The sequence below is a fragment of the Bradyrhizobium sp. Leo170 genome (assembly GCF_004296405.1).
GTDB lineage: Bacteria > Pseudomonadota > Alphaproteobacteria > Rhizobiales > Xanthobacteraceae > Bradyrhizobium.
Genome location: NZ_PSRR01000003.1, coordinates 19,620 through 44,731, shown reverse-complemented (window position 1 = coordinate 44,731; position 25,112 = coordinate 19,620). Strand labels below are relative to the sequence as shown.

General features: G+C 64.0%; 25 protein-coding genes and 1 pseudogene. 13 read left to right on the top strand and 13 right to left on the bottom strand.

All coding sequences use genetic code 11. The features are described 5' to 3' along the window. Positions 1 to 24: 24 nt before the first annotated feature. Both trhO and CWO89_RS00995 read left to right on the top strand, forming a co-directional pair. Positions 25 to 774, top strand: a pseudogene (gene trhO, locus CWO89_RS01000) (oxygen-dependent tRNA uridine(34) hydroxylase TrhO). Further along, positions 767 to 997 (top strand): SlyX family protein, encoded by a 231-nt coding sequence (locus CWO89_RS00995; RefSeq protein WP_130576814.1) that lies wholly within the window; start codon positions 767 to 769, stop codon positions 995 to 997. The pseudogene trhO and the gene CWO89_RS00995 overlap by 8 nt, the downstream one beginning before the upstream one ends. Positions 998 to 1,149: 152 nt before the next feature. Here CWO89_RS00995 and CWO89_RS00990 read toward each other — a convergent pair whose 3' ends face one another. Continuing rightward, positions 1,150 to 1,371 (bottom strand): hypothetical protein, encoded by a 222-nt coding sequence (locus CWO89_RS00990; RefSeq protein WP_028162593.1) that lies wholly within the window; start codon positions 1,369 to 1,371, stop codon positions 1,150 to 1,152. Positions 1,372 to 1,498: 127 nt separating this feature from the next. Between CWO89_RS00990 and hemE the strand changes: the two genes are divergently transcribed. Further along, entirely contained in the window at positions 1,499 to 2,551 is a 1,053-nt protein-coding gene (gene hemE, locus CWO89_RS00985; protein ID WP_130576813.1) for a uroporphyrinogen decarboxylase, read from the top strand. Positions 2,552 to 2,815: 264 nt separating this feature from the next. Here the strand turns inward: hemE and CWO89_RS00980 are convergent, their stop codons facing one another. Continuing rightward, the gene (locus tag CWO89_RS00980) at positions 2,816 to 4,429 is read right to left on the bottom strand and encodes a GMC family oxidoreductase (protein WP_130576812.1); all 1,614 of its coding nucleotides are present in this window, start codon (positions 4,427 to 4,429) and stop codon (positions 2,816 to 2,818) included. 305 nt (positions 4,430 to 4,734) lie between these two features. Here CWO89_RS00980 and CWO89_RS00975 point away from each other — a divergent pair, with 305 nt between their 5' ends. From CWO89_RS00975 to CWO89_RS00935, 9 genes are all read left to right on the top strand, one after another. Next, positions 4,735 to 6,693: a putative bifunctional diguanylate cyclase/phosphodiesterase gene (locus CWO89_RS00975; RefSeq protein ID WP_130576811.1), complete on the top strand. Its 1,959-nt coding sequence runs from the start codon at positions 4,735 to 4,737 to the stop codon at positions 6,691 to 6,693. Between the two features lie 327 nt (positions 6,694 to 7,020). Beyond that, on the top strand, positions 7,021 to 7,680 hold the full coding sequence (locus tag CWO89_RS00970) for a GntR family transcriptional regulator (protein WP_245475626.1): 660 nt from the start codon (positions 7,021 to 7,023) through the stop codon (positions 7,678 to 7,680). A gap of 52 nt (positions 7,681 to 7,732) precedes the next feature. Continuing rightward, positions 7,733 to 8,704, top strand: coding sequence for an ABC transporter substrate-binding protein (locus CWO89_RS00965; RefSeq protein WP_130576810.1), 972 nt, complete (start codon positions 7,733 to 7,735; stop codon positions 8,702 to 8,704). 1 nt (position 8,705) lies between these two features. After that, entirely contained in the window at positions 8,706 to 9,461 is a 756-nt protein-coding gene (locus CWO89_RS00960) for an ABC transporter permease (protein ID WP_130576809.1), read from the top strand. Further along, positions 9,440 to 10,246, top strand: coding sequence for an ABC transporter ATP-binding protein (locus CWO89_RS00955; RefSeq protein ID WP_245475624.1), 807 nt, complete (start codon positions 9,440 to 9,442; stop codon positions 10,244 to 10,246). Before CWO89_RS00960 ends, CWO89_RS00955 begins: the two co-directional genes overlap by 22 nt. Before the next feature lie 7 nt (positions 10,247 to 10,253). Continuing rightward, entirely contained in the window at positions 10,254 to 11,054 is an 801-nt protein-coding gene (locus CWO89_RS00950) for an ABC transporter permease (protein ID WP_130576807.1), read from the top strand. 11 nt (positions 11,055 to 11,065) lie between these two features. After that, complete coding sequence (locus CWO89_RS00945; protein WP_130576806.1) at positions 11,066 to 11,731, top strand: polysaccharide deacetylase family protein; 666 nt, start codon at positions 11,066 to 11,068, stop codon at positions 11,729 to 11,731. After that, positions 11,728 to 12,597 (top strand): fumarylacetoacetate hydrolase family protein, encoded by an 870-nt coding sequence (locus tag CWO89_RS00940; protein WP_130576805.1) that lies wholly within the window; start codon positions 11,728 to 11,730, stop codon positions 12,595 to 12,597. The genes CWO89_RS00945 and CWO89_RS00940 overlap by 4 nt, the downstream gene beginning before the upstream one ends. Positions 12,598 to 12,627: 30 nt before the next feature. Then, positions 12,628 to 13,674, top strand: a complete 1,047-nt coding sequence (locus CWO89_RS00935; RefSeq protein WP_130576804.1) for a uroporphyrinogen decarboxylase family protein — start codon at positions 12,628 to 12,630, stop codon at positions 13,672 to 13,674. 51 nt (positions 13,675 to 13,725) lie between these two features. Here CWO89_RS00935 and CWO89_RS00930 read toward each other — a convergent pair whose 3' ends face one another. The 8 genes from CWO89_RS00930 to CWO89_RS00895 form a co-directional block, all read right to left on the bottom strand. After that, positions 13,726 to 14,598, bottom strand: a complete 873-nt coding sequence (locus CWO89_RS00930; protein ID WP_245475623.1) for a DUF2778 domain-containing protein — start codon at positions 14,596 to 14,598, stop codon at positions 13,726 to 13,728. Between the two features lie 311 nt (positions 14,599 to 14,909). Beyond that, complete coding sequence (locus CWO89_RS00925; protein ID WP_130576802.1) at positions 14,910 to 15,611, bottom strand: branched-chain amino acid ABC transporter ATP-binding protein; 702 nt, start codon at positions 15,609 to 15,611, stop codon at positions 14,910 to 14,912. Then, positions 15,604 to 16,338, bottom strand: coding sequence for an ABC transporter ATP-binding protein (locus CWO89_RS00920; RefSeq protein WP_130576801.1), 735 nt, complete (start codon positions 16,336 to 16,338; stop codon positions 15,604 to 15,606). Before CWO89_RS00920 ends, CWO89_RS00925 begins: the two co-directional genes overlap by 8 nt. Next, a complete protein-coding gene (locus CWO89_RS00915; protein ID WP_130576800.1) occupies positions 16,325 to 17,419 on the bottom strand; it encodes a branched-chain amino acid ABC transporter permease in 1,095 nt (364 codons plus the stop codon). The genes CWO89_RS00920 and CWO89_RS00915 overlap by 14 nt, the downstream gene beginning before the upstream one ends. Positions 17,420 to 17,426: 7 nt before the next feature. Then, entirely contained in the window at positions 17,427 to 18,647 is a 1,221-nt protein-coding gene (locus CWO89_RS00910) for a substrate-binding protein (RefSeq protein WP_130576799.1), read from the bottom strand. A 4-nt stretch (positions 18,648 to 18,651) separates the two neighbouring features. Further along, positions 18,652 to 19,509 carry a branched-chain amino acid ABC transporter permease gene (locus CWO89_RS00905; RefSeq protein ID WP_130576798.1) on the bottom strand — a complete coding sequence of 286 codons (858 nt, stop codon included), beginning with the start codon at positions 19,507 to 19,509 and terminating at the stop codon, positions 18,652 to 18,654. A gap of 36 nt (positions 19,510 to 19,545) precedes the next feature. Next, positions 19,546 to 21,060: an amidase gene (locus tag CWO89_RS00900; protein ID WP_130576797.1), complete on the bottom strand. Its 1,515-nt coding sequence runs from the start codon at positions 21,058 to 21,060 to the stop codon at positions 19,546 to 19,548. Between the two features lie 158 nt (positions 21,061 to 21,218). Next, the gene (locus CWO89_RS00895) at positions 21,219 to 22,397 is read right to left on the bottom strand and encodes a substrate-binding domain-containing protein (protein ID WP_165420938.1); all 1,179 of its coding nucleotides are present in this window, start codon (positions 22,395 to 22,397) and stop codon (positions 21,219 to 21,221) included. A gap of 240 nt (positions 22,398 to 22,637) precedes the next feature. Between CWO89_RS00895 and CWO89_RS00890 the strand changes: the two genes are divergently transcribed. Then, the gene (locus tag CWO89_RS00890) at positions 22,638 to 23,081 is read left to right on the top strand and encodes a MarR family winged helix-turn-helix transcriptional regulator (RefSeq protein ID WP_130576851.1); all 444 of its coding nucleotides are present in this window, start codon (positions 22,638 to 22,640) and stop codon (positions 23,079 to 23,081) included. Between the two features lie 147 nt (positions 23,082 to 23,228). Here the strand turns inward: CWO89_RS00890 and CWO89_RS00885 are convergent, their stop codons facing one another. The 3 genes from CWO89_RS00885 to CWO89_RS00875 all read right to left on the bottom strand — a co-directional run bounded on the left by CWO89_RS00885 (position 23,229) and on the right by CWO89_RS00875 (position 25,109). Continuing rightward, complete coding sequence (locus CWO89_RS00885; protein WP_130576796.1) at positions 23,229 to 23,654, bottom strand: DOPA 4,5-dioxygenase family protein; 426 nt, start codon at positions 23,652 to 23,654, stop codon at positions 23,229 to 23,231. Positions 23,655 to 23,760: 106 nt separating this feature from the next. Next, positions 23,761 to 23,973: a hypothetical protein gene (locus CWO89_RS00880; protein ID WP_130576795.1), complete on the bottom strand. Its 213-nt coding sequence runs from the start codon at positions 23,971 to 23,973 to the stop codon at positions 23,761 to 23,763. Beyond that, on the bottom strand, positions 23,970 to 25,109 hold the full coding sequence (locus CWO89_RS00875) for a PepSY-associated TM helix domain-containing protein (RefSeq protein WP_130576794.1): 1,140 nt from the start codon (positions 25,107 to 25,109) through the stop codon (positions 23,970 to 23,972). Before CWO89_RS00875 ends, CWO89_RS00880 begins: the two co-directional genes overlap by 4 nt. Between the last annotated feature and the right edge of the window lie 3 nt (positions 25,110 to 25,112).

Sequence of the window (25,112 nt, the reverse complement as noted above, 5' to 3'; positions counted from 1 at the left end):
CCAACCGCCTGATAAATCCGCGCCATGCCGCTGAAAGTCGCCGCCTTCTACCAATTCGCCAGCCTGCCCGATTACCGGGAGCTGCGCGACCCCTTGCACGCAATCTCTGCGGGTCTCGGGTTGAGGGGCAGCATCCTGCTGGCGAGCGAGGGCGTCAATGGCACGATCGCGGGACGCGCTGAGGCGATCGACGCCTTTATTGCGGAACTGGGGCACGGCGCGCTGTTCGGCGGCCGGCTTGACAGGCTGGAGCTGAAATTCTAAGCGGCCGCCGAGATGCCGTTCCAGCGAATGAAGGTGCGGCTGAAGAAGGAGATCGTCACGCTCGGCGATGCCTCCGTCGATCCGACGCGGCAGGTCGGGATCTATGTCGACCCGGCCGAATGGAATGCGCTGATCGCGGATCCCGACACGCTTGTGATCGACACCCGCAACGCCTTCGAGGTCGCGCTGGGCACGTTCGAGGGCGCGGTCGACCCCGGCATCAAGAGTTTCGGACAGTTCAGGGACTTTGCCGCGCGCGAGCTCGATCCGGCCAGGCACAGGAAGATCGCGATGTTCTGCACCGGCGGCATCCGCTGCGAAAAGGCGAGCAGCTTTTTGCTCGCGCACGGGTTCGGTGAAGTGTACCACCTCAAGGGCGGCATCCTGAAATATCTGGAAGAGATGCCGAAGCAGGAGAGCCGCTGGCGCGGTGAATGTTTCGTATTCGACGAACGGGTCGCGCTCGGCCACGGCTTGCGCGAGCGCGGAAAAGAGACCGCCCATGACTGACGCGAAGACGACTGATATGAAGACACTCGCCGAGCGCATCGATGCGCTGGAAACGCGGATCGCCTATCAGGACGACACGATCGAGACGCTGAACGAGACCATCACCGCGCAATGGAAGCAGATCGATGCGCTGACGCGGCAGGTGGCAGAATTGCGCGAGCAGTTGCAGGAAGCCGAAAGCAATACGGCCGCCCCGATCAACGAGCGGCCGCCGCATTATTGAAATGTGGCCGTCGTGCCGGGCTTGACCCGGGACCCATAACCACCGGTGCTCGAAGAAAACTCAGGACGCCGTTCCGAGTTCAATACTAGATCCTGTGGTTATGGGTCCTCGCTTTCGCGAGGACGACGGAGGCTCGTTCGCGAGGACGACAGCTAGCGGAACACCGCCTTCACTTTTTCCCAGAGCGACGGGTCTTCGCTCTCGCCATCGTGCTTGGTCGGCGAGGGCTGGGCCGCGCTCACGGGGTCAGACGCCGGGAAGGTGTGTTCCAGGCCGGCCTCGAGCTTCTCGTGCGTCTCGCGATCGGCAGCAAGCGCCTCGCGCGGGTCATCGGCATGCTTGTCATGCGGCGCCGGATTGAATTTCTCAGCCATATGCTCCCTCCATTTGCGCCCAATCAACGCACCGTGCTCTCCGGGAGTTCCAGATCTGCCTTGGCCGGAAGCGACGCGCCGTGTATCAGAAGCGTCAAAATGTCAGCCGTTTCAGCAGGAACCTTTCTTGTCCCAAGATTCCCAAGCTTCTTCCAAGCCGCTCCTTGATGTGCTTGCCGGCAAGCGCCAGCCGGTCCCGCCGATCTGGATGATGCGGCAGGCCGGCCGCTATCTGCCCGAATATCGCGAGTTGCGGGCCAAGGCCGGCAGCTTCCTCGATCTCTGCTTCACGCCGGACTATGCCGCCGAAGTCACGCTGCAGCCGATCCGCCGCTTCAACTTCGATGCGGCCATCATCTTCTCCGACATCCTCGTCATTCCCTATGCGCTGGGACGTTCGGTGCGGTTCGAGGCCGGCGAAGGCCCGCGGCTCGATCCGCTCGATACGCCGGAAAAAGTGAAGACGCTAGCGACGCATGCGGACTTCACGAAGCTCGAGCCGGTCTATGAAGCGCTGCGTCGCGTGCGGCGCGAGCTCGACGACAGGATCGCGCTGATCGGCTTCTGCGGCGCGCCATGGACGGTCGCGACCTATATGGTCGCAGGCCAGGGCACGCCCGATCAGGCACCGGCGCGGATGATGGCCTATCGGCACCCGCAAGCGTTTGCCGCCATTGTTGACGTGCTGGTGGAGAATTCGATCCACTATCTCGTCGGTCAGTTGAAAGCCGGCGCCGACTGTCTGCAGTTGTTCGACACCTGGGCCGGAGTGTTGCCGCCGCGCGAATTCGAACGCTGGTCGATCGAGCCGGCGCGCCGCATCGTCGAGGGCGTCCGTAGGCAGGTGCCTGACGCCAAGATCATCGGCTTTCCCCGTGGCGCTGCCGGCATGCTTCCCGCCTATGTGGAAGCAACCGGCGTCAACGCCGTCAGCATCGACTGGACCGCGGAGCCGGCGATGATCCGCGAACGCGTGCAGAGCCGCGCCGCGGTGCAGGGCAATCTCGATCCGCTCGCGCTGATCGCCGGCGGCGACGCGCTCGATCGCTCAATCGACGATGTGCTGGCGAATTACGGCAAGGGCCGGCTGATCTTCAACCTCGGCCACGGCATCCAGCCGGAGACACCGATCGCCCATGTCGAGCAGATGGTGCAGCGGGTGCGGGCGTTTAGAGACTGAACTCCCCTCCCACCGTCATGCGCCGCCACCGGGTCTCGCCTTCGGCGAGCCCGATGACAGGCTCCGACGGGGCATCCAGTAAGCGCCAGCACTCATTACAACCGAGAGGCCTGCGTGTACTGGATCATCCGCCTTCGCGGATGATGACAGCGGAATTTCTGGATGCGTCAGCCCGTAGCCCGGATGGAGCGAAGCGTAATCCGGGGTTCGGCGCCGCAATGAAGAGTCCCGGATTGCGCTTCGCTCCATCCGGGCTACGCAAAACTAACGCGCATCCTCCAAAATCATGTCGGACGCCTTCTCCGCGATCATGATCGTCGGCGCGTTGGTGTTACCCGACATCAGGTCGGGCATGATCGAGGCGTCGACCACGCGCAAACCTTCGATGCCGCGCACTTTGAGCCGCTGGTCGACGACGGCCAGCGCATCGTTGCCCATGCGGCAGGTCGAGGTCGGGTGATAGACGGTTGAGCCGGTGCGGCGGCAGAAATCGAGCAGATCCTCGTCGCTAACCGTCTTCGGGCCCGGCTCGATCTCTTCCGCACAATAGGCCTTCAGCGCCGGTGCAGCGAGGATCTTGCGCAGGATGCGGAGGCCGTCGATGAAGGCGCGGCGGTCGGTCTCGGTCGAAAGATAATTGATGCGGATTTCCGGCGGCACTGATGGGTCCGCGCTTTTGATGCGAAGCGAGCCGCGGCTTTCGGGACGGAGCTGGCAGACGGAGGCGGTGAAGCCCGAAAACGTGTGCAGGTTCTCGCCCATCTTGTCGGTCGAGAACGGGATGAAGTGGATCTGGATGTCCGGCGTCGCCAGCCGCGGATCGGTCTTGAAGAATGCGCCCGAAGTGCCGGCGGCGATCGTCAGCGGTCCGCGCCGCAAGGCCGCATAATGCGCACCGGCCCAAAGGCGGCGCAGCGGATGATTGACGACGTCGTTGAGCGTGACACGCTGCAGGCAGCGCGTGATCAGCCGCACCTGCAGATGATCCTGCAGATCATTGCCGACGCCCGCCTGGTCAAGCACGACCTCGATGCCGTGCTTCCTCAACAGCTCCGCCGGCCCGACGCCGGAGAGTTGCAGCAATTGCGGTGAGTTGTAGGCGCCGCCGGAGACCAGGATCTCGCGCCGGGCACGCGCCGTGCGAACACGCCCCTCCTGCTTGAATTCGACGGCGCGCGCACGGCGTCCTTCGAAGACGATGCGCTGCGCCAGCGCCGAGGTCTCGACATGCAGATTGCCGCGCTTCATCGCGGGGCGCAGATAGGAGAATGCGCTGCTGGCGCGGCGGCCGCGCCGCGTCGTGGTCTGGAAGAAGCCGGCGCCCTCCTGGGTCGCGCCATTGAAATCGGGATTGGTGGGAATGCCGACCTCGTCCGCCGCCTTCACAAAGGCTTCCGACAGCGGATCGTGATGCCGCCAGTCCGACACCGGCAGCGGACCGCCCGCGCCGTGATACTTGTTCGCGCCGCGCTGCTGATCTTCCGCCCGCTTGAAATAGGGCAGCACCTCGTCATAGCCCCAGCCGGCATTGCCGCGCTGGCGCCAGCGGTCGTAATCCTCGTGCTGGCCGCGCACATAGAGCAGACCGTTGATCGAGCTCGAACCGCCCAGCACTTTTCCGCGGGGCTGAAACACCTGACGCCCGTGCAGTTCCGGCTCGGGCTCGGTCTGGTACATCCAGTTGACGGTTTTTTCCTTGAACAGCTTTCCGTAGCCGAGCGGCACATGGATCCAGATGTTGGTATCCTTGGGTCCCGCCTCCAGCAGCAGCACCGAGTTCTTGCCGTCGGCGCTCAAGCGATTGGCGAGCACGCAACCGGCGGAACCAGCGCCCACGATCACGTAATCGAATTCCAAGCTGTCGCTGTTATTGTTCATTTGTTTCCCCCAGGTTTTTATTTTCTGTGGTGGTACAGACAAAGCTACAATTTGAAAAGACTTATCGCCATGCGCCTTCGCCTGAGGGCCTTGACTGCCACGCTCGATTGGCCGCTCCGCCGGCAGCGCCGCGCCCGATCGCCGTCAAGCGCATTTGTATCGATTTGTTAGCGATGCACGCGCACGCGGTTATCACAACGTCTTGTTGCGATGTCCGCACCCTCCATAATTCACAGTTTGTCAAAGCTTTGCGGCGAGGTTCCGCAATCGGCGCCCGCCTTGGGGCCAAGCCTGCAGGGCGAGGGATGCGGACGTATCTGAGCTCATATTTCTCAAAATTGTTCGCCGGCGATCTCGCCGCGTTCGGCGGACCGGCAACGGACGAGACGGGCGCCGGCTATATCCGCTCTGAGCAGATGTCGCTTGTGCTCGGCCATGCCGTCGGCTTCATGCTGGCCAACGTCTGCAACGCGACCATACTTGCGATCGCGCTCTGGCACTCGGCGGACTGGCTTCCTGCCACCATCTGGACCGCGACCGTGGCCGGCGGCGCGATATGGCTCGGATGGCAGTCACGCGCGTCGCGACGAATTGCAAAGCCGCAGTTCGTCTCTCGCCGCACCATGCATCGATTGGTACAAAACGCACTCGTGCTGGGATCCGCGTGGGCGATCGTTCCAGTGGCGTTCTTTGCCAACGCCTCCAACGGCGGCCAACTGGTGATTACCTGTCTTTGCGCCGGAATGCTTGCGGGCGGCGCGCTCGCCTTCGCCAGCATTCCGATCGCCACCATCGCCTTTACCACGCCGATCTTTATCGGCTCCACGATCTGCCTGTACAGGATTGGCGACTTCGTCTACCTGCTGGTTGCAATCCTGCTCGCGATCTATGGCTTCGTGCTGCTCCGCGCCGTGTTCGTTAATTCCTTCGAATTCACACGGCGCATCATCACCCAGCTCGAGGCGGAGCGGACCGTGCGGCGGGATCTGCTGACGGGGCTGCCCAACCGAATTGCCTTCAACGAAACCCTGGAAGCCGCGCTTGACCGGCTGGCACGCACCGGCGAGGAGTTTGCCGTGCTGCTGCTCGATCTCGATCGCTTCAAGGAGGTGAACGACAAGTTCGGCCATCCCGCCGGGGACGAGTTTCTGGTCCAGGCGGCTGCGCGACTGCAACGCTGCACCCGCACCACCGAACATGTTGCACGCATCGGTGGCGACGAGTTCGCGCTGATCATGGCCAATCTGACCAGGCCGAAAGACGCCTTCGAGATCGCCGAATGTTTCGTTGCCGCCTTCGACGATCCGTTCGTGATCGATGGACGCGAAGCGTTCGGGGCAACCAGCGTCGGCATCGTGCTGGCGCCGCGCGACGGCAATACGCCCCACGACCTCATGAAACATGTCGACATCGCGCTGTATCGCGCCAAGAAGGCAGGACCCGGCACGATCTGCTTCTTCGAACCCGGCGACGACAAGTCGGCGCGCGATCGCCTGGCGTTGCGGCGGGATCTGGAAGGGGCAATCGAGCGCGACGAGTTGTTCCTGGTGTATCAGCCATTCATCGAGATCGGCGAGAACCGCATCACCGGGTTCGAAGCACTGCTGCGCTGGCGGCATCCCGAGCGCGGACTGGTTTCGCCCAGCGACTTCATCCCGATCGCGGAAGAGACCGGGCTGATCCACCAGATCGGCGAGTGGGTGGTCCGCCGCGCCTGCCTGACGCTTGCCGAATGGCCCGACGACATCCGCGTGGCCGTGAATTTCTCCGCGGTGCAGTTCAACAATGCCGGCATCCTGCAGACGATCGTGCAGGCGCTTGCGCAAGCCGGCGTGCGCCCCGATCGGCTCGAGATCGAGATCACGGAATCGATGCTGATCGCAAAGTATGGATCGGCCTTGTCGATCCTGAACTCGCTGTTGGATTTGGGAGTGACGGTTGCGCTCGACGATTTCGGCACCGGCTTCTCCTCCCTGACATACTTGCGCAAACTGCCTTTCAGCCGCATCAAGATCGACCAATCCTTCATCCGCGACATGCTGGTGCAGCCCGACTGCGCCGCAATCGTCAAATCCGTGATCGGGCTTGCGCGGGAGCTGCGCATCGGCGTGGTGGCGGAAGGCGTTGAGACGGCCGACCAGCTCGAATATCTGCGCCAGACGAACTGCGACGAAGCCCAGGGCTATTTCATTGGCCGGCCGGTTCCGGCCGAACAGATCCCTGCTCTGCTCGACAAGATGCAGCGCTCGATCCACGCGGCCTAGATTGGACGCCAACCCGCTCCAACTTGCCCCGCCGCTCCGTCCGCCTGTCCATTTATGGTGACGCCGCGGACGCTTGACGCGTCGCCCTGCTCTGTCTTCAAGAGCGGCCAGATCTTTTGCGACTGCGAAATGGCATCCGCGATACCAGGGCCAGTCACGTCGGACACCGCAAGGCACGTCGTCACATCGTGGAACTCTAGAACGGAAAAAATCGATTTTCGATTGACGGCAATGGTCGAGCCCGTCAATCTCCACCGCCATGAACGGCATCGAGTTGAGTTTTCGTGAGGGATTTGGCGAAGAGCGGCCGCGCAGCCTGACGTTGCGGTGCAGGAGCGGCTGCGCGCGGACATCCTTTCGACCCGGCTCTTGCCCGGCCAGAAGCTCCACATCGCGGGTCTCGCCAAACAGTTTTCCGTCAGCCTCGCAGCGGTGCGCGAGGCGCTGTCGCGGCTGGTGGCGGATGGGTTGGTGCAGGCCTCCGACCAGCGCGGCTTTCGCGTCAGCCCGGTCTCGCTCGCCGATCTCGCCGACGTCACGCAGACGCGGATCGATATCGAAGGACTGGCGCTGCGGCGTTCGATCGAACGCGGCGACGCGGCCTGGCTCGCGGCTGTCGAGGCCGCCTGGGAGGCGCTGAAGGCGGTGCCCTACCGCTATCCCGATCAGCCGGGCGTGCACTATGAAGAATGGGTGGTGCGCCACCGCGTTTTTCATCGCGCGCTCGTCAATGCCTGCGGCTCGCGGTGGCTGCTCGGCTTTCGTGACGAATTGCACGAGCAGAGTGAGCGCTATCGCCGGCTGTCGATCCGGCGCGAGGTCGGCAAGCCGCGCGATGTCGAAGCCGAGCACGCCGCGATTGTCGAAGCCGTACGCAGGCGCGACGCGGATGCCGCCGTCATCGCGCTGTCCAAGCACTTCACGGTCACCATGGAATTCGTCGAGCTCGCCGCGCCCCGGATCTCGGAGGTGAACGGCACGAACTGAAGGCCGGGAGCAGTTCCCGGAAACAAACAGCCATCCCGGAGGAAACAGAACTATGCCCATGTCCCGCCGCCATGCCCTGGCGTCGCTCGTCGCCGTCACCGTGCTCGCTGCGCCTGTCGCCGCCTCCGCGGCCGAGACGATTCGCGTCGGACTGCCGACCAAGACCTATTGGCCGACGACGATCGCCGAGACCGCCGTGCGGCAGAAGCTGTTCGAAAAGGAAGGCATCAACGCCGAACTGACCATCTACCGCGGCGGTGCGGAGACCTTCGAGGCGATGGCGGCAGGTGCTGCCGACATCATTCTCGATCCGCCCTCGCTGGTGTCAGCCGGACGCAAGAAGGGCGTGATGTCGAAACTCGTTGCCAACGCCGCGATGGGCAGCTTCGGCTGGCAACTGATGGTGCCGGTCAAGTCGACGCTCGAGGTGAAGGATCTGAACGGCAAGAAAGTCGCGATCACCTCGGCCGGCTCCGGCTCCGACCTGCTCGCGCTGTGGACCGCGCAGGACAAGAAGCTCGAATTCACCCGCGTGCCGGTCGGCGGTGGCGGCCTGGTGCCGAACCTGCTCGCGGGCAATGTCGATGCCGCCGTGGTCTATTCGCCGCTCAGCTTCCAGATTGCGAAATCGGGCGAGGCACGCACCATTCTCGACTACGCCACGGCGGTGCCGCCGAATCTGAGCGCCGGCTGGATCGTGCTCGACAAATATGCCGATGCCAAGCCCGAGGTGGTGCAGAAGGCCGTCAACGCGCTCTACGGCGCGCTGCAATTCATGCGCGCCAACCGCGACACGACGGTGAAGCTGATCTCTGAGCTTTACGAGATGCCGGCCGAGATCGCCGCGCTGGAATATGAGAACACGATTCTGAAGCTGGAGACCGACGGCAACATGGGTGCCGCGAACGTGCCCGCCGCCGTGCAGCTTTCGCTCGATCTCGCCAAGCTCGGCGGGCTCAAGGACATCGTGCCGGTGGAGGAGATCATCTCCACCAAGTTCAAGCCGGTGCCGACGAAGTTCTGAGATGCAGGGCACACTTGCCATAAAGCTGGCGCGGATCGCGATCGTGGTCGCGATCTTTGCGCTGTGGGAATTGCTGTCGCGCACCGGCATCGTCAATCCGCGGCTGCTGCCGTCGGCGTCCGACACGCTGGTGACGCTCGGCGATCTCCTGCAGCGCGCCGCCGTGCGCAAGGATCTGATGGTGACGGCGACCGAAGTGCTGGCCGCGTTCGCGCTCGCGGTCCCCTCAGGCGCGCTGATCGGGTTCCTGATCGCGGAAAACCGCTACTTTGCGGAAGTGGCAAAGCCGCTCTTGTTCTTCGCCTTCAGCATCCCGAAATCGATCTTCCTGCCGATGTTCATCCTGGTGTTCGGCGTCGGCTTCTCGCAGAAGGTCGGGTTCGGTTTCTTCTCGACCATCTTCATCGTGATCATGTCGACCACGACGGCGGTGGAGTCGGTGAAGGTGGAGCATTTGACGGTCGCCCGCTCCTATGGCGCGACGCCCGCGCAGACCGCGTTCCGCGTCTATCTGCCGAGCATGCTGCCGGTGCTGCTGGAGGCGTTGCGGATCTCCATGATCTTCAACCTGACCGGCGTCATCCTCGCTGAAATGTACGCCTCGCGCGACGGCATCGGCCACCAGATCGCGACCTGGGGCGAGAACTTCCAGATGAAGCAATTGCTGGCGGGCGTGGTGATGGTCGCGGCGATCGCGATGACCTTCAACGAACTGATCAGATGGGTGGAAACGCGATGCAGCCATTGGCGAACGTGACACCGCTAAAGCCGCCGCCGCGCGCCGGCGCGATCGAGGTCAAAAATGTCGGCCAAGTCTTCAAGACGTCGACGCAGGACGTGGTCGCGCTCGACAATGTCTCGCTCGAGATCAAGCCGGGCCGCTTCGTCGTGCTGGTCGGCCCGAGCGGCTGCGGCAAGTCGACGCTTTTGATGATGATGGCCGGCCTGCGCCAGCAGACCACGGGCACCATCACCATCAACGGCGCGCCGATCCCCAAGCCCGACCCGGACCGCGTCGGCGTGGTGTTCCAGGAAGCGAGCCTGTTTCCATGGCTGACCGCGGAGGAGAATGTCGAGTTTCCGCTGGCGCTGCGCGGCGTCGCCAAGAGCGAACGCCGCGCCAAGGCGCAGGAGGCGCTGAAGCTGGTCGGGCTCGATGGTTTCGGCAAACGTCATCCGCATGAATTGTCCGGCGGCATGAAGCAGCGCGTCTCGATCGCCCGCGGCCTGGTGCAGGATCCGCCGGTGCTGTTGATGGACGAGCCGTTCGCCGCGCTCGACGAGCAGACCCGCATGACCATGGGCGACGAATTGCTCCGCATCTGGTCCGCGACCGGCAAGACCGTCGTGTTCGTCACCCACAGCCTGACCGAGGCGGTCTACCTCGCCGACGAAGTGATCGTGATGTCGGCGCGGCCCGGCCGCATCGTCGACCATCTGCAGGTGCCGCTGCCGCGGCCGCGCACCTATGAGATGCTGAGCGGCGATGCCTTCGGCACGCTGCGCGACCGCATCTGGCGGCATATCCGCAAATCGGCGTGAGGCTTCGATGAGCGCCAAGACGCTGCGGCATCTGATCGTGATCGGCCTGGTTGCGCTGTGGGAAATCCTGCCGCGCACCGGCCTCATTCCGGAACTGTTCCTGCCGTCGCTTTCCTCGACGCTGAGGGCCGGATGGAACGAGGCGCCGGAATATGGTCACGCGCTGGCGGTGACGCTCTACGAGGTCGCGATCTCGATGGCGTTCGCCTGCGGCGGCGGCATCCTGCTCGGCGCCATCGTTGGCAGCGTGCCGCGGCCGCGCGTGCTGATCATGCCGATGGTCTCGAGCCTCTATGCGGTGCCGCTGGTGATCCTCTATCCCGTGTTCACGGTGTGGCTCGGCATCGGCACGGAATCCAAGATCGCCTTCGCCTCGATCTACGGTTTCCTGCCGACGATGCTCGCAACCGCAGCCGGCATCCAGACCATCGACCCGCAGCTCATACTTGCCGCGCGCAGCATGGGCGCAACGATGAGCCAGCGCCTCGTCCGCGTCATCATCCCGGCGGCGATCCCGACCGTGCTGTCGGGCCTGCGCGTCGGCGGCGCGCTCGTCATCGTCGGCGTGGTGGTGTCGGAGATGCTGATCTCGTCCGCCGGCATCGGCTACCTGATCTCGCGCTACCGCACCATCCTGGACAGCCCGCATGTCTTTGCCGGCGTGCTGCTGGTGCTGTTCATGGCGATGGCCTTCAATGCCTTGATCAAGTGGATCGAGCGCAAGGCCGCGATCTGGCAGACCGGCACCCGCGCCGGCCAGAGCGCCGCCGACGACATCGGGTCCGGTGCCGTGCAGCCAGCGACGTAAGGGATGCCAGCGTGTTCGACCTGACACTGAGTTTCGACAATGGCCCGGAGCCTGAGGTCACGCCGCGCGTGCTCGACATCCTGCGCGAGCGCGACATCAAGACGACGTTCTTCGTGATCGGCGAAAAGCTTGGCGATCCCGCACGACGCAGGCTTGCGGTCCGCGCTCACGACGACGGCCACTGGATCGGCAACCACACCTTCACCCACAGCATTCCGCTCGGCCTGCAACCTGATGCGGATACGGCGGAGAACGAGATCGGCCGCACGCAGGCCGCGATCGGCGCCCTCGCCCATCCGCAGCGCTGGTTCCGGCCGTTCGGCGGCGGCGGCAATCTCGACAACCGGCTGCTCAAGCCGTCCGTGGTCGATTACCTCAAGCGCAACAAACATAGCTGCGTGCTCTGGAATGCGATCCCGCGCGACTGGAACGATCCGGACGGCTGGGTCGACCGCGCACTCGATCAATGCCGTTCGCAGCCCTGGACGTTGATGGTGGTGCACGACCTGCCGACCGGCGCGATGGAGCATCTCGAGGATTTCCTCGATCGCGCCGCCGCCCTTGGTGCCCGCTTCCGCCAGGAGTTTCCGCCCGACTGCGTCCCGATCCGTTCGGGCGAGATCGTGCTGCCTATCGACGCCTACGTTTCCTCCATCGAAGAAAGAGTCAAATCATGAAGATCGCAAGTTTCAAGGCGGCCAATGTCGCAAGCTACGGCACCGTCACCGACGCCGGCGTGATCGACGCCGGCAAGTGGCTGAAGGACTTTCCCACGCTGAAGGCGCTGCTTGCGAAAGGCTCGCTCGAGGAGCTGAAGAAGCTGCAGGGCGAACGCGCGGACTATGCGCTCAAGGAGGTCGAGTTGCTGCCGACCGTGCCCGATCCCGACAAGATCCTCTGCATCGGCGTCAACTACGCCACGCACCTTGCCGAGAGCGGCCATCCGACGCCGCCGCATCCGATGATCTTCACCCGCTTCGCCAACAGCCAGGTCGGCGCCGGCCAGCCGATGATCCGGCCGCTGGAGTCCGAGCGTTTCGACTATGAAGGCGAGATGGCTGTCATCATCGGCAAGGCCGGCCGGCGGATTTCGCGCGAGGCTGCGCTTTCGCATGTGGCCGGCTACGCCTGCTACAATGACGGCAGCATCCGCGACTGGCAGCGCCACACCTCGCAGTTCGCGCCGGGCAAGAATTTCGTCGGCACCGGCGCCTTCGGCCCGTGGATGGTGACGACGGATGAGATATCAGACATCAGCAAGCAGAGCATCGCCACCCGCCTCAACGGCGTCGAGGTGCAGGCCGCACCGATCTCGGACCTCGTGTTCGACGTCCCTGCCCTGATCGCCTACTGCTCAACCTTCACCGAGCTTGCGCCCGGCGACGTCATCGTCACCGGCACCACCGGCGGTGTCGGCGCCTATCGCAACCCGCCGCTCTGGATGAAGGAAGGCGACGTGGTCGAGGTCGAGATTTCCGGCATCGGCGTGCTGCGCAATCCCGTCAAGGACGAAGCCGCGGCCGCAGCGACGCGTGCGGCCTGAAGCCGAACCAAGAACAACAAGGAGACTATCATGAACCTCCCGACGCATCTCTTGCCGACCACCGTGGTCGGCAGCTACCCGCAGCCGGAATGGCTGGTCGATCGCGCCATGCTGTCAAAGGTCGTGCCGCGCACCCGCCTGCATGCGATGTGGCGGTTGCCGGCCGAGCACTTGGAAGAAGCGCAGGACGATGCAACCATCGTCGCCATCAGAGACATGGAGCGCGCCGGCATCGATATCGTGACCGATGGCGAGATCCGCCGCGAAAGCTATTCCAACCGCTTTGCGACCGCGCTCGAAGGCATCGATGACGAAAATCCCGCTGTCATCACCGCTCGCACCGGCAGCACGCAAACGCCGGTGCCGCGCGTGGTCGGCCCGGTGAAGCGGACGCGCGCCGTCGAGCTGCATGACATGCAGTTCCTGCGGCAGAACACCGACCGCGCGGCCAAGATCACCCTGCCCGGCCCGTTCACCATGAGCCAGCAGGCCAAGAACGAGTTCTACAAGGACGATGAGGAACTCGCGATGGCCTTCGCGGAAGCCGTCAACGCCGAGGCGCTCGACCTGCAGAAGGCCGGCGCCGACGTGATCCAGCTCGACGAGCCCTGGGTGCGCAACAATCCGGACCTCGCCAAGCGCTATGCCGTGAAGGCGATCAACCGCGCCCTTCAAGGCATCACGGTGCCCACCGTCGTGCATCTCTGCTTCGGCTATGCCGCGGTTGTGCCGGGCTCGAACAAGCCGGCCGGCTATTCCTTCCTCGGCGAGCTCAACGACACCACGGCCGACCAGATCTCGATCGAGGCCGCGCAGCCGAAGCTCGATCTCGGCGTGCTCAAGGAGCTCTCGTCGAAGAAGATCATGCTTGGCGTGCTTGACCTCGGCAATCCGGAGATCGAGTCGGTGGAGACGGTCGCGGGACGCATCCGCAATGGCCTGAAGCAAGTGCCAGCCGAACGGCTGGTGGTCGCGCCCGACTGCGGCATGAAGTACATGCCGCGCCACGTTGCGTTCGGAAAGCTGAAGTCGATGTGCGACGCCGCCGCGCTGGTGCGGAAAGAGATCGGCGGTTGATGCGATCACATCCGCCGCTTGCGCCCGTAGGCGGCGGATAGAGATTGGGCCTTACGACTGCGATGCCGAGCGCGTGGCTGCGGCCTGCGGTGGGCGGTCGTTGAGCCGGACCACGACGACGATCCGCTTGATTTCGCCGTTGCGGTAGGCCTTCAGGAAATGGTCGTAGTTCTTGATCGAGACGCAGCCGTTGGAATCGCCGTTCGGGCCGAGCATGTAGGGGTGGGCCAGCAGGCCGGCGCGGCCGAACGTATCCGTGCCATCGACCGGGGTCATGCGCAGCGCCGGCACGCCATGGAACAGCTTCTCGCGCGGCTTCATCTCGTAGATGCCGGGCGGCGTCGCGCCGGCGTTGCGGGCAGTCACACGGGAAGGATCATCCATCAGGCTGCCAAGTCCCGAATGCGCCTCGAGCTTGGTGCCGTCAGGCATGTAAACGGTGCGCGCCGTGATGTCATAGACAGCGGTCGTGCTGTCATAGCCGAGCGTCGTCAGGCTCGGCCCGGTGCCGGGAAGGATTCCGCCATTCGGCTCGAGGGACGCCAGTTGCACCCGTCCTGGCACCCAGTCGGTGATCTTCTGCCAAATGGAGCGTTCCTCCGCCTGCGCGACGGGTGCCGGAGCGGGCGGCAGATCGTTCTTGACCTGCAGGTTCGCATCGACCGGGCGCGACCGCGGCAGCGGAATCGCGGCGACCGTGGAAGACGGCGCCGGGTTGGGCGGGCTGGCTTGCACGGGTTCATCAGTCTGGGTGTCGCGAAGCTGCTCGGTCAGCGAACCCTGGATATGGGCGAATTCCGCATTGAAATCGTTACGGCTGCCACGAAGCATCGGGCGCGAGGGATAGTAGATAAAGGCGGAATCGAGCGTCGAGCGCGCCCCGAACCGATCGTTGAAGGAAATCGCCGCGGACGTGTTCGCCAAGGCCGAACCGCGCAGCAAATCCAAGGGGTTAATCTCTGTGATCCAGACGGCAAGGGCAGACGCCAACGCAAACGAGGCGACAGAAAATGTCGCCTTGCCCACCCATCGAGCACCACCCCGCGGGCGCTCGGCTGCACCTGTCCCAATATGACCCATCTAACCCCGGTTCGGCGCACCGGAGCCTCTGACGGGCTCCAGAAGGGATTCACCGAATGACCGGGGATATCACGGAACAAGACTTGGGCACAATCGAGACCAAATACCCGGTCACCCCCGAAAAGTGATGACGGAAAGGCCCGCGCAAGCCGGGCTTAGGGAGCCAGATACCGCAGCAGTTCCGGGTCGTCCCTGATGGCGGCGGCCGGGCCCTGCAGCGCGACGCGGCCGCGATCGAGGACATAGGCGTAGTCGGCCACCCGCAGCGCAAGGTCGAGGTGCTGCTCGACGATGACGACCGCGATGTCCTTCGCCAGTTCGATCAGGCGCTCGGTGATCTCCTCGATCACACCGATCCAGACGCCCTCGGTCGGCTCATCCAGCAGCAGCAGTTTCGGGTCGCCGAGCATCGCGCGGCCGATCGCCAGCATCTTGCGCTCGCCGCCCGATAGCGTGCCGGCGGGCTGGTCCAGTCGCTGGGCCAACTTCGGAAAGATCGCCAGCACCCGATCGATGGCGGCGGCGTCCCGATTGTAGAGCGCGCCGACCGCAAGATTATCGCGCACGGACAGCCGCGCGAACACCGAATACTCCTGCGGCACATAGCCGATGCCGAGCCGCACGCGCTCCTCGGTCGGGCGGCGGCCGATATCCTTGCCGTCGAACTTGAGCTCGCCATTGGACAGGCCCAGTTCGCCGACGATGGTCTTCATCAGCGTGGTCTTGCCGGCACCGTTGCGGCCGAGCACGGCGACACCGCCGCGCCAGGGAATGCCCATATTGACGTCGAACAGGACCTGGCTGCGGCCATAGCCGGCGTCGAGATTGATGATATCGAGGAACTGGCTGTCAGGCACGGCGCAGATAGATCTCCTGTACGTCCGGGCTCGCCTGGATCTCGGCGACGGTGCCGCTCTCAAGCACCCGACCCTGGTCGAGCACGGTGAGCCGATCGCAGATGTCGCGGATGAAATCGAGGTCGTGCTCGACGATCACGAGCGAGCAATGCGACTTGATCGGCTGCAGCAATTCGCCGGTGACGCGCCGCTCCTCCAGGCTCATGCCGCCGGTCGGCTCGTCCAGCAGCAACAGCCGCGGCTTGCCGGCGAGCGCCATCGCGATCTCCAGCCATTGCTGCTGGCCATGCGACAGCGTCGCCGCCGCGTCATGGGCGCGATCGGCGAGGCGGAACTGAGTGAGCATCGCCATGACCTGGTCGTGCAATATGCCGCGGGTGCGCGACAGCACGAGGTCGAGCAGCGAGCATTGCGCCTGCAGCGCCAGCAGGATGTTGTCGTAAAGCGTCAGCGACGGCAGCACGCTGGTGATCTGGAATTTCAGGCTCATGCCGGCGCGGGCGCGCTCGGTCGGCGACAGCGCGGTGATGTCGCTGCCCGCAAAGTGCACGGTGCCCTCGGTCGGCGTTTCGGCGCCGGCGACGCATTTCATCAGCGTGCTCTTGCCCGAACCGTTCGGGCCGATCAGGCCGTGAAATTCGTTCTCGGAGACCGTCAGCCCCGCGCCGTCAAGCGCGGTCAATTTGCCGAACACCTTCTTGATGCCGGTGGCTTCAAGGAGCGGCATGGCTGCTCCCCTTCGTCTTTCCGCCGAAGCTGCCGACGCGCTCGCGTTCGCCGAGCACGAAGCTGATCAGGCCGAGCGGGCGGAACAGGATCACCAGGAGCAGCAACACGCCGAGGAGGATCGGCCAGATGTCGCGGTAATTGTCTGATAGCCAGAAGCTGACGCCCTCGATGATCACGGCACCGATGACGGCGCCGATCAGCGTGCCCGATCCGCCGAAGAGGACGTAGAGCACGACCTGGGTCGAGATCACGACGCCCAGCATGTTGGGCCAGACGAACCCCTCGTGAAACGCATAGAGACCACCGGCGAGGCCCGCGATGGTGCCGCCGACGGTAAAGACGATCGCCTTCAGATGCTGCGCCTTGTAGCCGAAGAAGGCGATGCGCTGCTCGTTCTCGCGCAGGCCTGCGAGCGCAAGGCCGAATTGCGAGCGCACCAGGAAGCGGCACAGCAGATAGACGACGAGCAGAATGCCGAGCGCGAGATAGTAATAGACCGGCCCCTCCGTAATATCGTAGCTGCCGAGCGACATCGGCGGGATCGAAGGAATGCCGTTCTGCCCGCCGAGATAATACCAGCCGCGCGCCAGGCGATCGGCGGCATAGGACCCGGTGAGGGTGCCGAGCGCGACGAAGATCATGCTCGACGGATTCCGGCCGAGCAACAGGAAGCAGCCGAGCAGGAGCGAGAATATCAACCCGATCAGCATCGCCGCCGGCAGCACCAGGAAGATCGAAGTGACGTTGAGATCGCGCGCCAGCAGCGCCACGCCGTAGCCCGCCGAGCCGAAGAACAGCGCCTGGCCAAAGCTCATGATGCCGGCATAGCCCCAGACGAGGTCGAACGACAGCGCGAACAGCGCGAGGATGATGACGCGGGTGGCGAAGACGGTCAGATAATCCTGCAGCACCAGCGGCAGGAAGACTGCGACCAGCAGCGCCAGGACTTCCACGATCGGCAGGACCCTGCGCGGCGTTCTGGCCTGTGACGCCAGCGCGGCGGTCGCGCCGCGTTCAGCCTTCGAGATGTCCGGCCGTTCGTCGATCCCCGTACGAACCGCCTGCTCGGTTGCGCCCATTCTTGACTCAGCATTCCTTGGGGTCGACGAGCCCGCTGCTGCGGGCCACGATCTCGTACACGCCGCCCTTGGCGACGGCGGTGTACATGTTCATCTTGCAGTGCCGCTTGCCCGGCACCATCTCGGCGGGACCGCCCGGCCCTTCCGCGATCTTGGCATGATCCAGCGCAGCCGCAACGGAATCGCGATCGACCTTGCCGGCCTCCTTGACGGCGGCTGCCCATAGCTTCAATCCGCGGTAGGTGCCTGTCGCGGCGCTGCCGGCGGCGAACAGGAAGTTGCCGGGGAAGTCCTTCTCGTAGGTCGCCTGGATCTTGGCGCTGACCGGATCGTCCTTGGTCAGCACCTTGAAATAGTCGAGGCAGCTCGCGAGGCCTTCGATCTCGTTGGCCTGGTTGATGTTGAGCGTGTTCTCGTCATAGTAGACGCAGGATAGCCGGCCGCCGTTCTTCAGGAAGCCAGCTTCATAGAGCTGCTTGAAGAACGGACCGACGCCGGGCGGGATTACCGTGTTGAAAACGACGTCGACCTTATTGGAGATGATGCGGTTGACGGTGGCGCTGAAATCGACCTGGTCGAGCGGGTAATATTCCTCGAAGATCACCTCGCCGCCATTGGCCTCGATCACCTTGCGCGCGTAGACGTTCAGCGTATGCGGCCAGACGTAGTTGGCGCTTGGCAGTGCGAAGCGCTTGCCGCCGTTCTTGATCAGCCAGGGGATGAACTCGTCGCATTGCTGCGCAGGCGTCGGGCCGGTGCAGAACAGATAAGGCGTGCACTCCTTGCCCTCATAGAGCTGCGGATAGATGTAGAGCGTCTTGCCGCGGGCGACGATCGGGTCCTTGATTGCGTTGCGCATCGAGCTCGTAATGCCGCCGAGCACGAGATCCACCTTGTCGCGCTGGATCAATTTGCGGACGTTGCCGACCGCGACCGACTCGTTCGACGCGGTGTCCTCGATGAAGAGCTCGATCGGACGGCCAAGCAGGCCGCCGGCATCGTTGATCTCCTTGACCACCATCTTGGCCGTATTGGCGTCGGCATTGCCGGCATAGGCGATCGGTCCGGTCAAGTCGGTGGCGATGCCGACCTTGATCGGGCCTTCGGCCGCATTGGCCCATTCGGGACGGATCACCCAGCTTCCCACGCCGGTCGCGATCGCGGTGGAGGCAAAGGCAAAGTTTTGCAGGAAACGACGCCGGCTTAATTTCAAATAATCGCTACGCATGAGACTAGACCCCTTTTCCCGAAAGCAGGCCTTGCGGCCGGAATTTGATGAACACGATGGCAAGCACGAAGATGAGGATGTCGGCGATCACCGGCGCCATCACCCACGGCAGCGCCGCGCTCAGCGTGCCGATCACGGCCGCGCCCGCGACCGGGCCGATGAACGACCCGACGCCGCCGACCATGACCGCGACAAAGCCCTGGATCAAAAAGCGGATGCCGAGATCGGCGAACAGGCTGAACACCGGCACCAGCAGCGCGCCGGCGAGCCCTGCAAGCGCCGCACCGAAGGCAAAGGTGGTGCCGTACATCGCGGCGGTGGAAATGCCGGAGGCTCGCGCCAGCGCCGGATTCTCCAGCGTGGCACGCACCCGGAGGCCGAAAGTGGTGCGCGAGAGCAGGAGATAGCAGCCGATCATCACCAGGATCGTGATCACGACGATGGTGAAGCGCCATGCCGAGATGTGGACGGTGCCGAGATCGATCGAGCCACCGATCGGCTCCGGCACCGAGAGATAGAGCCCGCCAATCAGGCCGCGCACGCATTCGCGGATAATCAGGCCGAGCGCATAGGTGCCGAGCATCGCGACGATCGGGGCTGCGTAGAAGCGTCTGATGATCAGCGCCTCGAGCACGAAGCCGAGCGCGCCGACCAGAAACGGCGCGGCCGCCATGCCGACCCAGACCGGGAGGCCATGGCTATAGGCGAGATAGGTGATGTAGGCACCCAGCAGGACGAACTCGCCCTGCGCAAAGTTGAAGATGCCCATCATGCTGGCGATGATCCCGAGCCCCAGCACGACCAGGACGATGATCGCGCCGAAGCTCAGGATTTCGAAAGCGGCGACGAATGCACTACCCATGCATCGCGATCCGGCCGAAGTGCAACGCTAGCTCCCTCACATCTTCTTCCAGTCGCCGGACTGCTCGAAGGCATGCGCAGCGCGGTAGATGGTGGATTCCTCGAAGTGGCGACCGACCAGCATCAAGCCAACCGGCAGGCCATCGACCATGCCGCACGGCAGCGACATCGCGGGGTGGTGGCTGATGTCGAACGGCGCGGTGTTGGAGATCATCTCCAGCGCACGCGCCACATACTCCTCGCGGCTCGCGTTCGCCGGCGGCAGCGGCGTCGCCTTCATCGGCGTGGTCGGCAGCAGCAGGAGATCATAGTCCTTGAACACCGCGTCATAGGCGGCCGTCAGCCGGCGCGAGATGTTGACCGCCTTGCCGTAATAGCGCGGGCCGAAGGTGTTGTTGATGTAGGTGCCGAACAGCAGCAACAGCTTGGTGGTTTCCGAGAGCGAATCCGCCTGCCGCCGCCAGCCGCGGTGGAAATCCATCAGCGAGGTCGAGTAGAGGTCCGGACGGCTCAGGCCGTAGCCGTCGCCGTACATCATGGTCTGCGTCATGCCCTCGGTGCCGATCGGCATCCAGATCGCGGGGCCGAGCAGGTGCATCGGAATGGAGACGTCGCTGATCGATGCGCCGAGGTCCTTGAAGCGCTTCGCCGCCTCGCGGACGCTTTCGTTCACCGCAGGCTCCGCTCCGGCCTGCTCAAAACCTTGCTTCAGCACACCGATCTTCAACCCCTTCACGCCCTGGCCGAGCGCCTTGGTATATTCATCGACCTTCGGCGCCTTGATGCGGGGATCGTAGCCGTCGTCACCGGCGAGCACTTCGAGCAACAAGGCATTGTCTTCCACCGTCGCCGTCATCGGGCCGGTGTGATCGACGAAGACCTCGATCGGCATCACGCCCGTATAGGGCACGAGCCCCCAGGTCGGCTTCATGCCATAGGTGCCGCAGAACGAGGACGGCATGCGGATCGAGCCGCCCTGGTCGCCGCCGATCGCCATGTCGACCTCGCCAAGCGCCACCACGACGCCGCTGCCTGACGACGATCCGCCGGCCGAATAGCCCATCTTGTAGGGGTTATGCACCGGCCCGGTGGAATTGGTGTGGCTGCCGCCGGAGATGCAGAAGGATTCGCAATGCACCTTGCCGGCGATCTCCGCGCCGGCATCCAGCATGCGCGTCACGATCGTGGCATCGAAATCGGGGACATAGCCCTCGAGCGTTGCCGAGCCGTTCATCATGGGCACGCCGGCGAGCATGATGTTGTCCTTCAGCGCGACCTTCTTGCCCTTGAGCTTGCCGGAGTCTGCGCCCTTCACCGTCGCCTTGCGGTACCAGGCGTTGCGCGGATTCTCTTCCGGGCTCGGCCGATAGCCGGGCGTGCGCGGATATTTCACAGGCGGCACCTCGTCGGGCATCGCGGCGACAAGGTTGTAGGCGTCGACCGAGCTTTGCATCAGCCCGCGGAACGAAGCGACGTCTTCGTCGGAAAGCGCGAGGCCGCATTGCGCGGCGACCGCGCGAAGTTGCGTTGGGGTCGGAAGCACGACGGACAAGACACTCTCCCTGGAAGTTTGATGTTGCGCGCGGCCACGGAATGCATGCGAAGACGATGCGGTCCCACCCGAAGCCGCCGCAGTATTACTGACGGAAATATTTTCCTTTTCAAGGATTATTTTATAAGGCGGCGCGCGGGCGCAATTCCGTCCGTGCGTCAGATCGTCTTGATCAGCTTGAAATCGAGGCCGTCGGCTTCGGCGAGATACATCGGCATCTCGGCGCGGCCGCTCCGAATGGTCACCGGCCCGCGCGCGCCGGTATAGACGATGTTGCGCCCCGCGGTGAGCAGCGGCTTGAACGCCAGCGAGCCCGCGCGCTCGGCCGCGGTCTGCAGGAACCGCAGGCCCTCGTAATTGGACTGCGCAACCGAACCGATTGGCGGCGCGGTGGGGCCGAAGGTGGCGTGATACTGACTGAGGAAGTCGTCGTTGGCGCGCGAGCCGATGCCGATGAAATAGCCGGAAGCGCAGAACAGGTTCTCGGTGTTGTCGGCGCCGATGCCGAGCAGCACGGTCTCATCCATCGCGCCGGCCAGCCTGAGCGTCGTTGCCGCCAAGCCACTCTCGGCAAAGGCACGGTTGAAGGTGATGCTGTCGGTTCCGATTAGCGAGATCAGCACGACATCCGGACGCGCGGCACGGATGCGGTCGAGATGGGCGAAATGATTGTCCTCGCCAACGGGGACGAACTCCTCGCCGACCACCTGCCCGCCGGACTCGGCAATGTATTTCTTGACCGCGCGATGCGATTGCCACGGCCAGACATAGTCGCTGCCGATCAGATACCAGCGCGAGGCCTTCTTGACGTCGGCGAGCCAATGGATCGCGGGTCTGCTCTGCCAGCGCGGCGTCTCGCCGATCGCCATGACGCCCGGCGTGCGCTCGCCCCCTTCATAGACCGGCGTGTAGATATAGGGCACCCGGCCGCCGGTGACCTTGCGCAGCGCGACGCGGACCGCGCTGATATGCGAGCCCATGATCACATCGACCTCGTCGAAGGCGACCGCCTCTGCGGCACGGCGCACGACGTCCTCGATCGGGCCGCCCGCATCCAACATCGTCAATTCGATCTCGCGGCCCAGAATGCCGCCGCGACGATTAATCTCGGAGACTGCGAGCAACACCGCGTTGGTGGTGGCCGGCCCCCAGATTCCCGGCGAACCGGAGAAGGTGAGGAAGTTCGCGACCCTCAATTTGTTGTGCGCGCCACCTCGCTTGCTGAAGCCGACATCAGCGGGATGCCAGGACGGATCGGTCGTCGGCGCCGACAGGCCTTTGAACACGAAGGGCGGCATGGGGGCGCCGCCGCTGTTGACGCTGACTGTTGAGAGCACGCCCACTCCTGTCCGACACTTCGCCCGTCTTTTGTTCGAGCATGATCTTGTCGGAAAACCGGTATCCACTTTTCCGGATCATGCTTCGAGCACGACGCATCGATGCGCCCGCCGCCGGTTTCCACCCGTTCGACAAATATCCTAGGCGAAAATATTGAAACTTCAACAATTGCCATGCATATAGAACGGGCAATCAGCGCCAGTCATTCACTCATCAGGGTCAAAACAAAGTCTTCAATCGTGGCCAAACCGCCAAGCCAAGATACCCCTCTCACGGAACATCTCGCCTACCTGCTCGCGCAAGCCAACCGGGAAATCAACCGGCAGCTTGAATCGCGGCTGGCCAAGGAGGGTGTGCCGGTCGAGCAGTGGCGAATTTTGAAAGTCCTGTTCGACGGCAACGGACGTTCGATGGGCGAGCTCGCCGAAGCCGTGCTGCTCAACCACCCGACGCTGACCAAGATCATCGACCGCATGGTGTCCGACGCTCTCGTCTACCGCGTCCAGGATCCGAAGGACCGCCGCAAGGTGCTGATGTTCTGCTCCGAGCGCGGAAAAATTCTGTGCCAGCGATTGAACTCGCTCGCGATGAGCCAGGAAGCGCATATCGTCGAGAACTACGGCAACAAGTCCACCAACGAGTTGAAGCGGCTGCTCGAAAACCTGATCGACAGCGCGAATTGATGCGCGAACTTGTAGGGTGGGCAAAGGCGCGTCAGCGCCGTGCCCACCATCAAGCGCTCCGCTTGTAACGGTGGGCACGCTTCCGCCGTCAGGTGTTGATAGGTTTTAGCCAGAAGTCGCTTTGCCCACCCTACGAAACTACAAAACTCACGGCCGAAGATGCGGCGTCGTATTCGGCGCGGGTGCCTGCTCGAGTTCGCTCTCTTCCGGCAGCTTCTCGCCGTGCACGGTGAGTGGCCGGCCGATCCAGAGCGGATCAGCCAGATGGTCGCGGCGCGGATTGCTCGTGTTCGGATGCACGAGGATGCTGAGACTGCCATGGTTGAGCATCAGCCACGGAACGAACTCGGCAAACACCTCCGTGGCGAAGGCGACCTGGTACATGGCCTGATCGTGCGGCCCGACCTTGACGTCGTGCCATCGGCCGAGCGTGACCGAAAAGCGCTCGCCAATCCATGTCCGCAAGCGCTCGGCCTCCGGCCGCGTCGTCGCCGGATCGTAGTAGACATGGGCGTGATAGCTCGCGATCCCACCGGCCGACCGCGGCGCCGCATCTTCCTGCAAATCGCTCATTCGATTCACCTCGCCTGTTCAGTCAGGGTTATCTAAGCGTTCTTCAGGTCCAGTGCCATGGGCCGCCCCGGCGCGGGTTCTGATGAGGCCAACGAGCATGGTCGATTCAATGATCAGAGGGTCGAGAGGACATGCGGACGCGCAGCCACGTCCACAGGCATATGATCACCGGCACGGCGACGGTCACCCATGAGAGGTAGCGGCCGAAATCGCCCCACATCAGTGCAGCCAGAAGCCCGATCAACGTCAACACGGCGACAAGGATCGGCGCGCCGAATACGCTGAGCCAACGGGGCGAGCGGTCAGTGCGACTAGTCATCGCGACGCGAGCGCCACGGAACCATCCGCCCGCGCGGTAGCGGCATGCGCCTTCCTGCTGCGTCGCGCGAGCCAGAGATAGAGACCGCTGCCGATCACCACGATCGTCAGCACGTCGAGCACCGCCCAGATGATCTTCAGCGGCATCCCGCCATAATCGCCGAAATGCAGCGGTTGCGAGACCAAGAGCGCCTGGAGATAGGTCGGCAGCGCGCGGGTATCGGCAACCGCTGCGGTCTCGCCGTCGAGCAGCACCGGCTTCAACAGGCGCGAGGTCAGCGGCGTGTCGCCGCGCATGAAGGCCGCAAAATGATGCGACGAGGTGAAGGGCGTGCCGGGATACGCGATGAACGCGATCTCCATGCCCGGCGCAGCCTTGGTCGCCTGCGCAACGACATCGTCCAACGACGCGAGACGCGCCGGCGGCGGCTTGCCGGCATAGGGCGCCACCATCGCGGCGAGCTCGGTCGACTTCCACTGCGCCAGCATCAGTTCCGCCCAGGTGTTGACGACGCCGGTCAAGCCGACCACGAGCGCCCAGGCGATGGTGACGACGCCGATCAGATTATGCCAGTCGAGCCAACTGACGCGACGCGAGCTGTTCTTGCGAATGGTCGCAAAGCTCAAACGACGCGTGAACGGCCAGTACAATACAACGCCCGAAATGATCGCGACCGCGAACAACAGCCCCATGCCGCCGAGGAACAGCTTGCCGGCCTGGCCCGCGAACATATCGGTGTGCAGCTTCAGCACGATCAGCATCGGGCCGGTGCCGACCGGGCCAAGCAGCTTGGTCGAGACCGCGTCGAAGGCGCGCACCGTCGCATTGTCCGGCTTGCCGTCAACGGCATCGTTGGTGAAAGCCATCACGAGCCCGGGCTCATCCTTGTCCCAGGAGACGTACTGCATCACCCGGCCGGCGTCGGCGCCGAGTGCAGCCTCAACGATCCGCTGCGGAGGCACTGGCCGCAGGCCGGCCGCGGCTTCTGGCTGCGGCGCGTAGCCCAGCACCTCGTCGATCTCGTGGTGAAAGATCAGCGGCAGGCCGGTAAGGCACAACAGCAGCAGGAACAGGGTCGAGACCAGGCTGGTCCAGGTGTGGACGAGCGACCAGAGCCTGACGGTGCGCGCCTTCAGCTT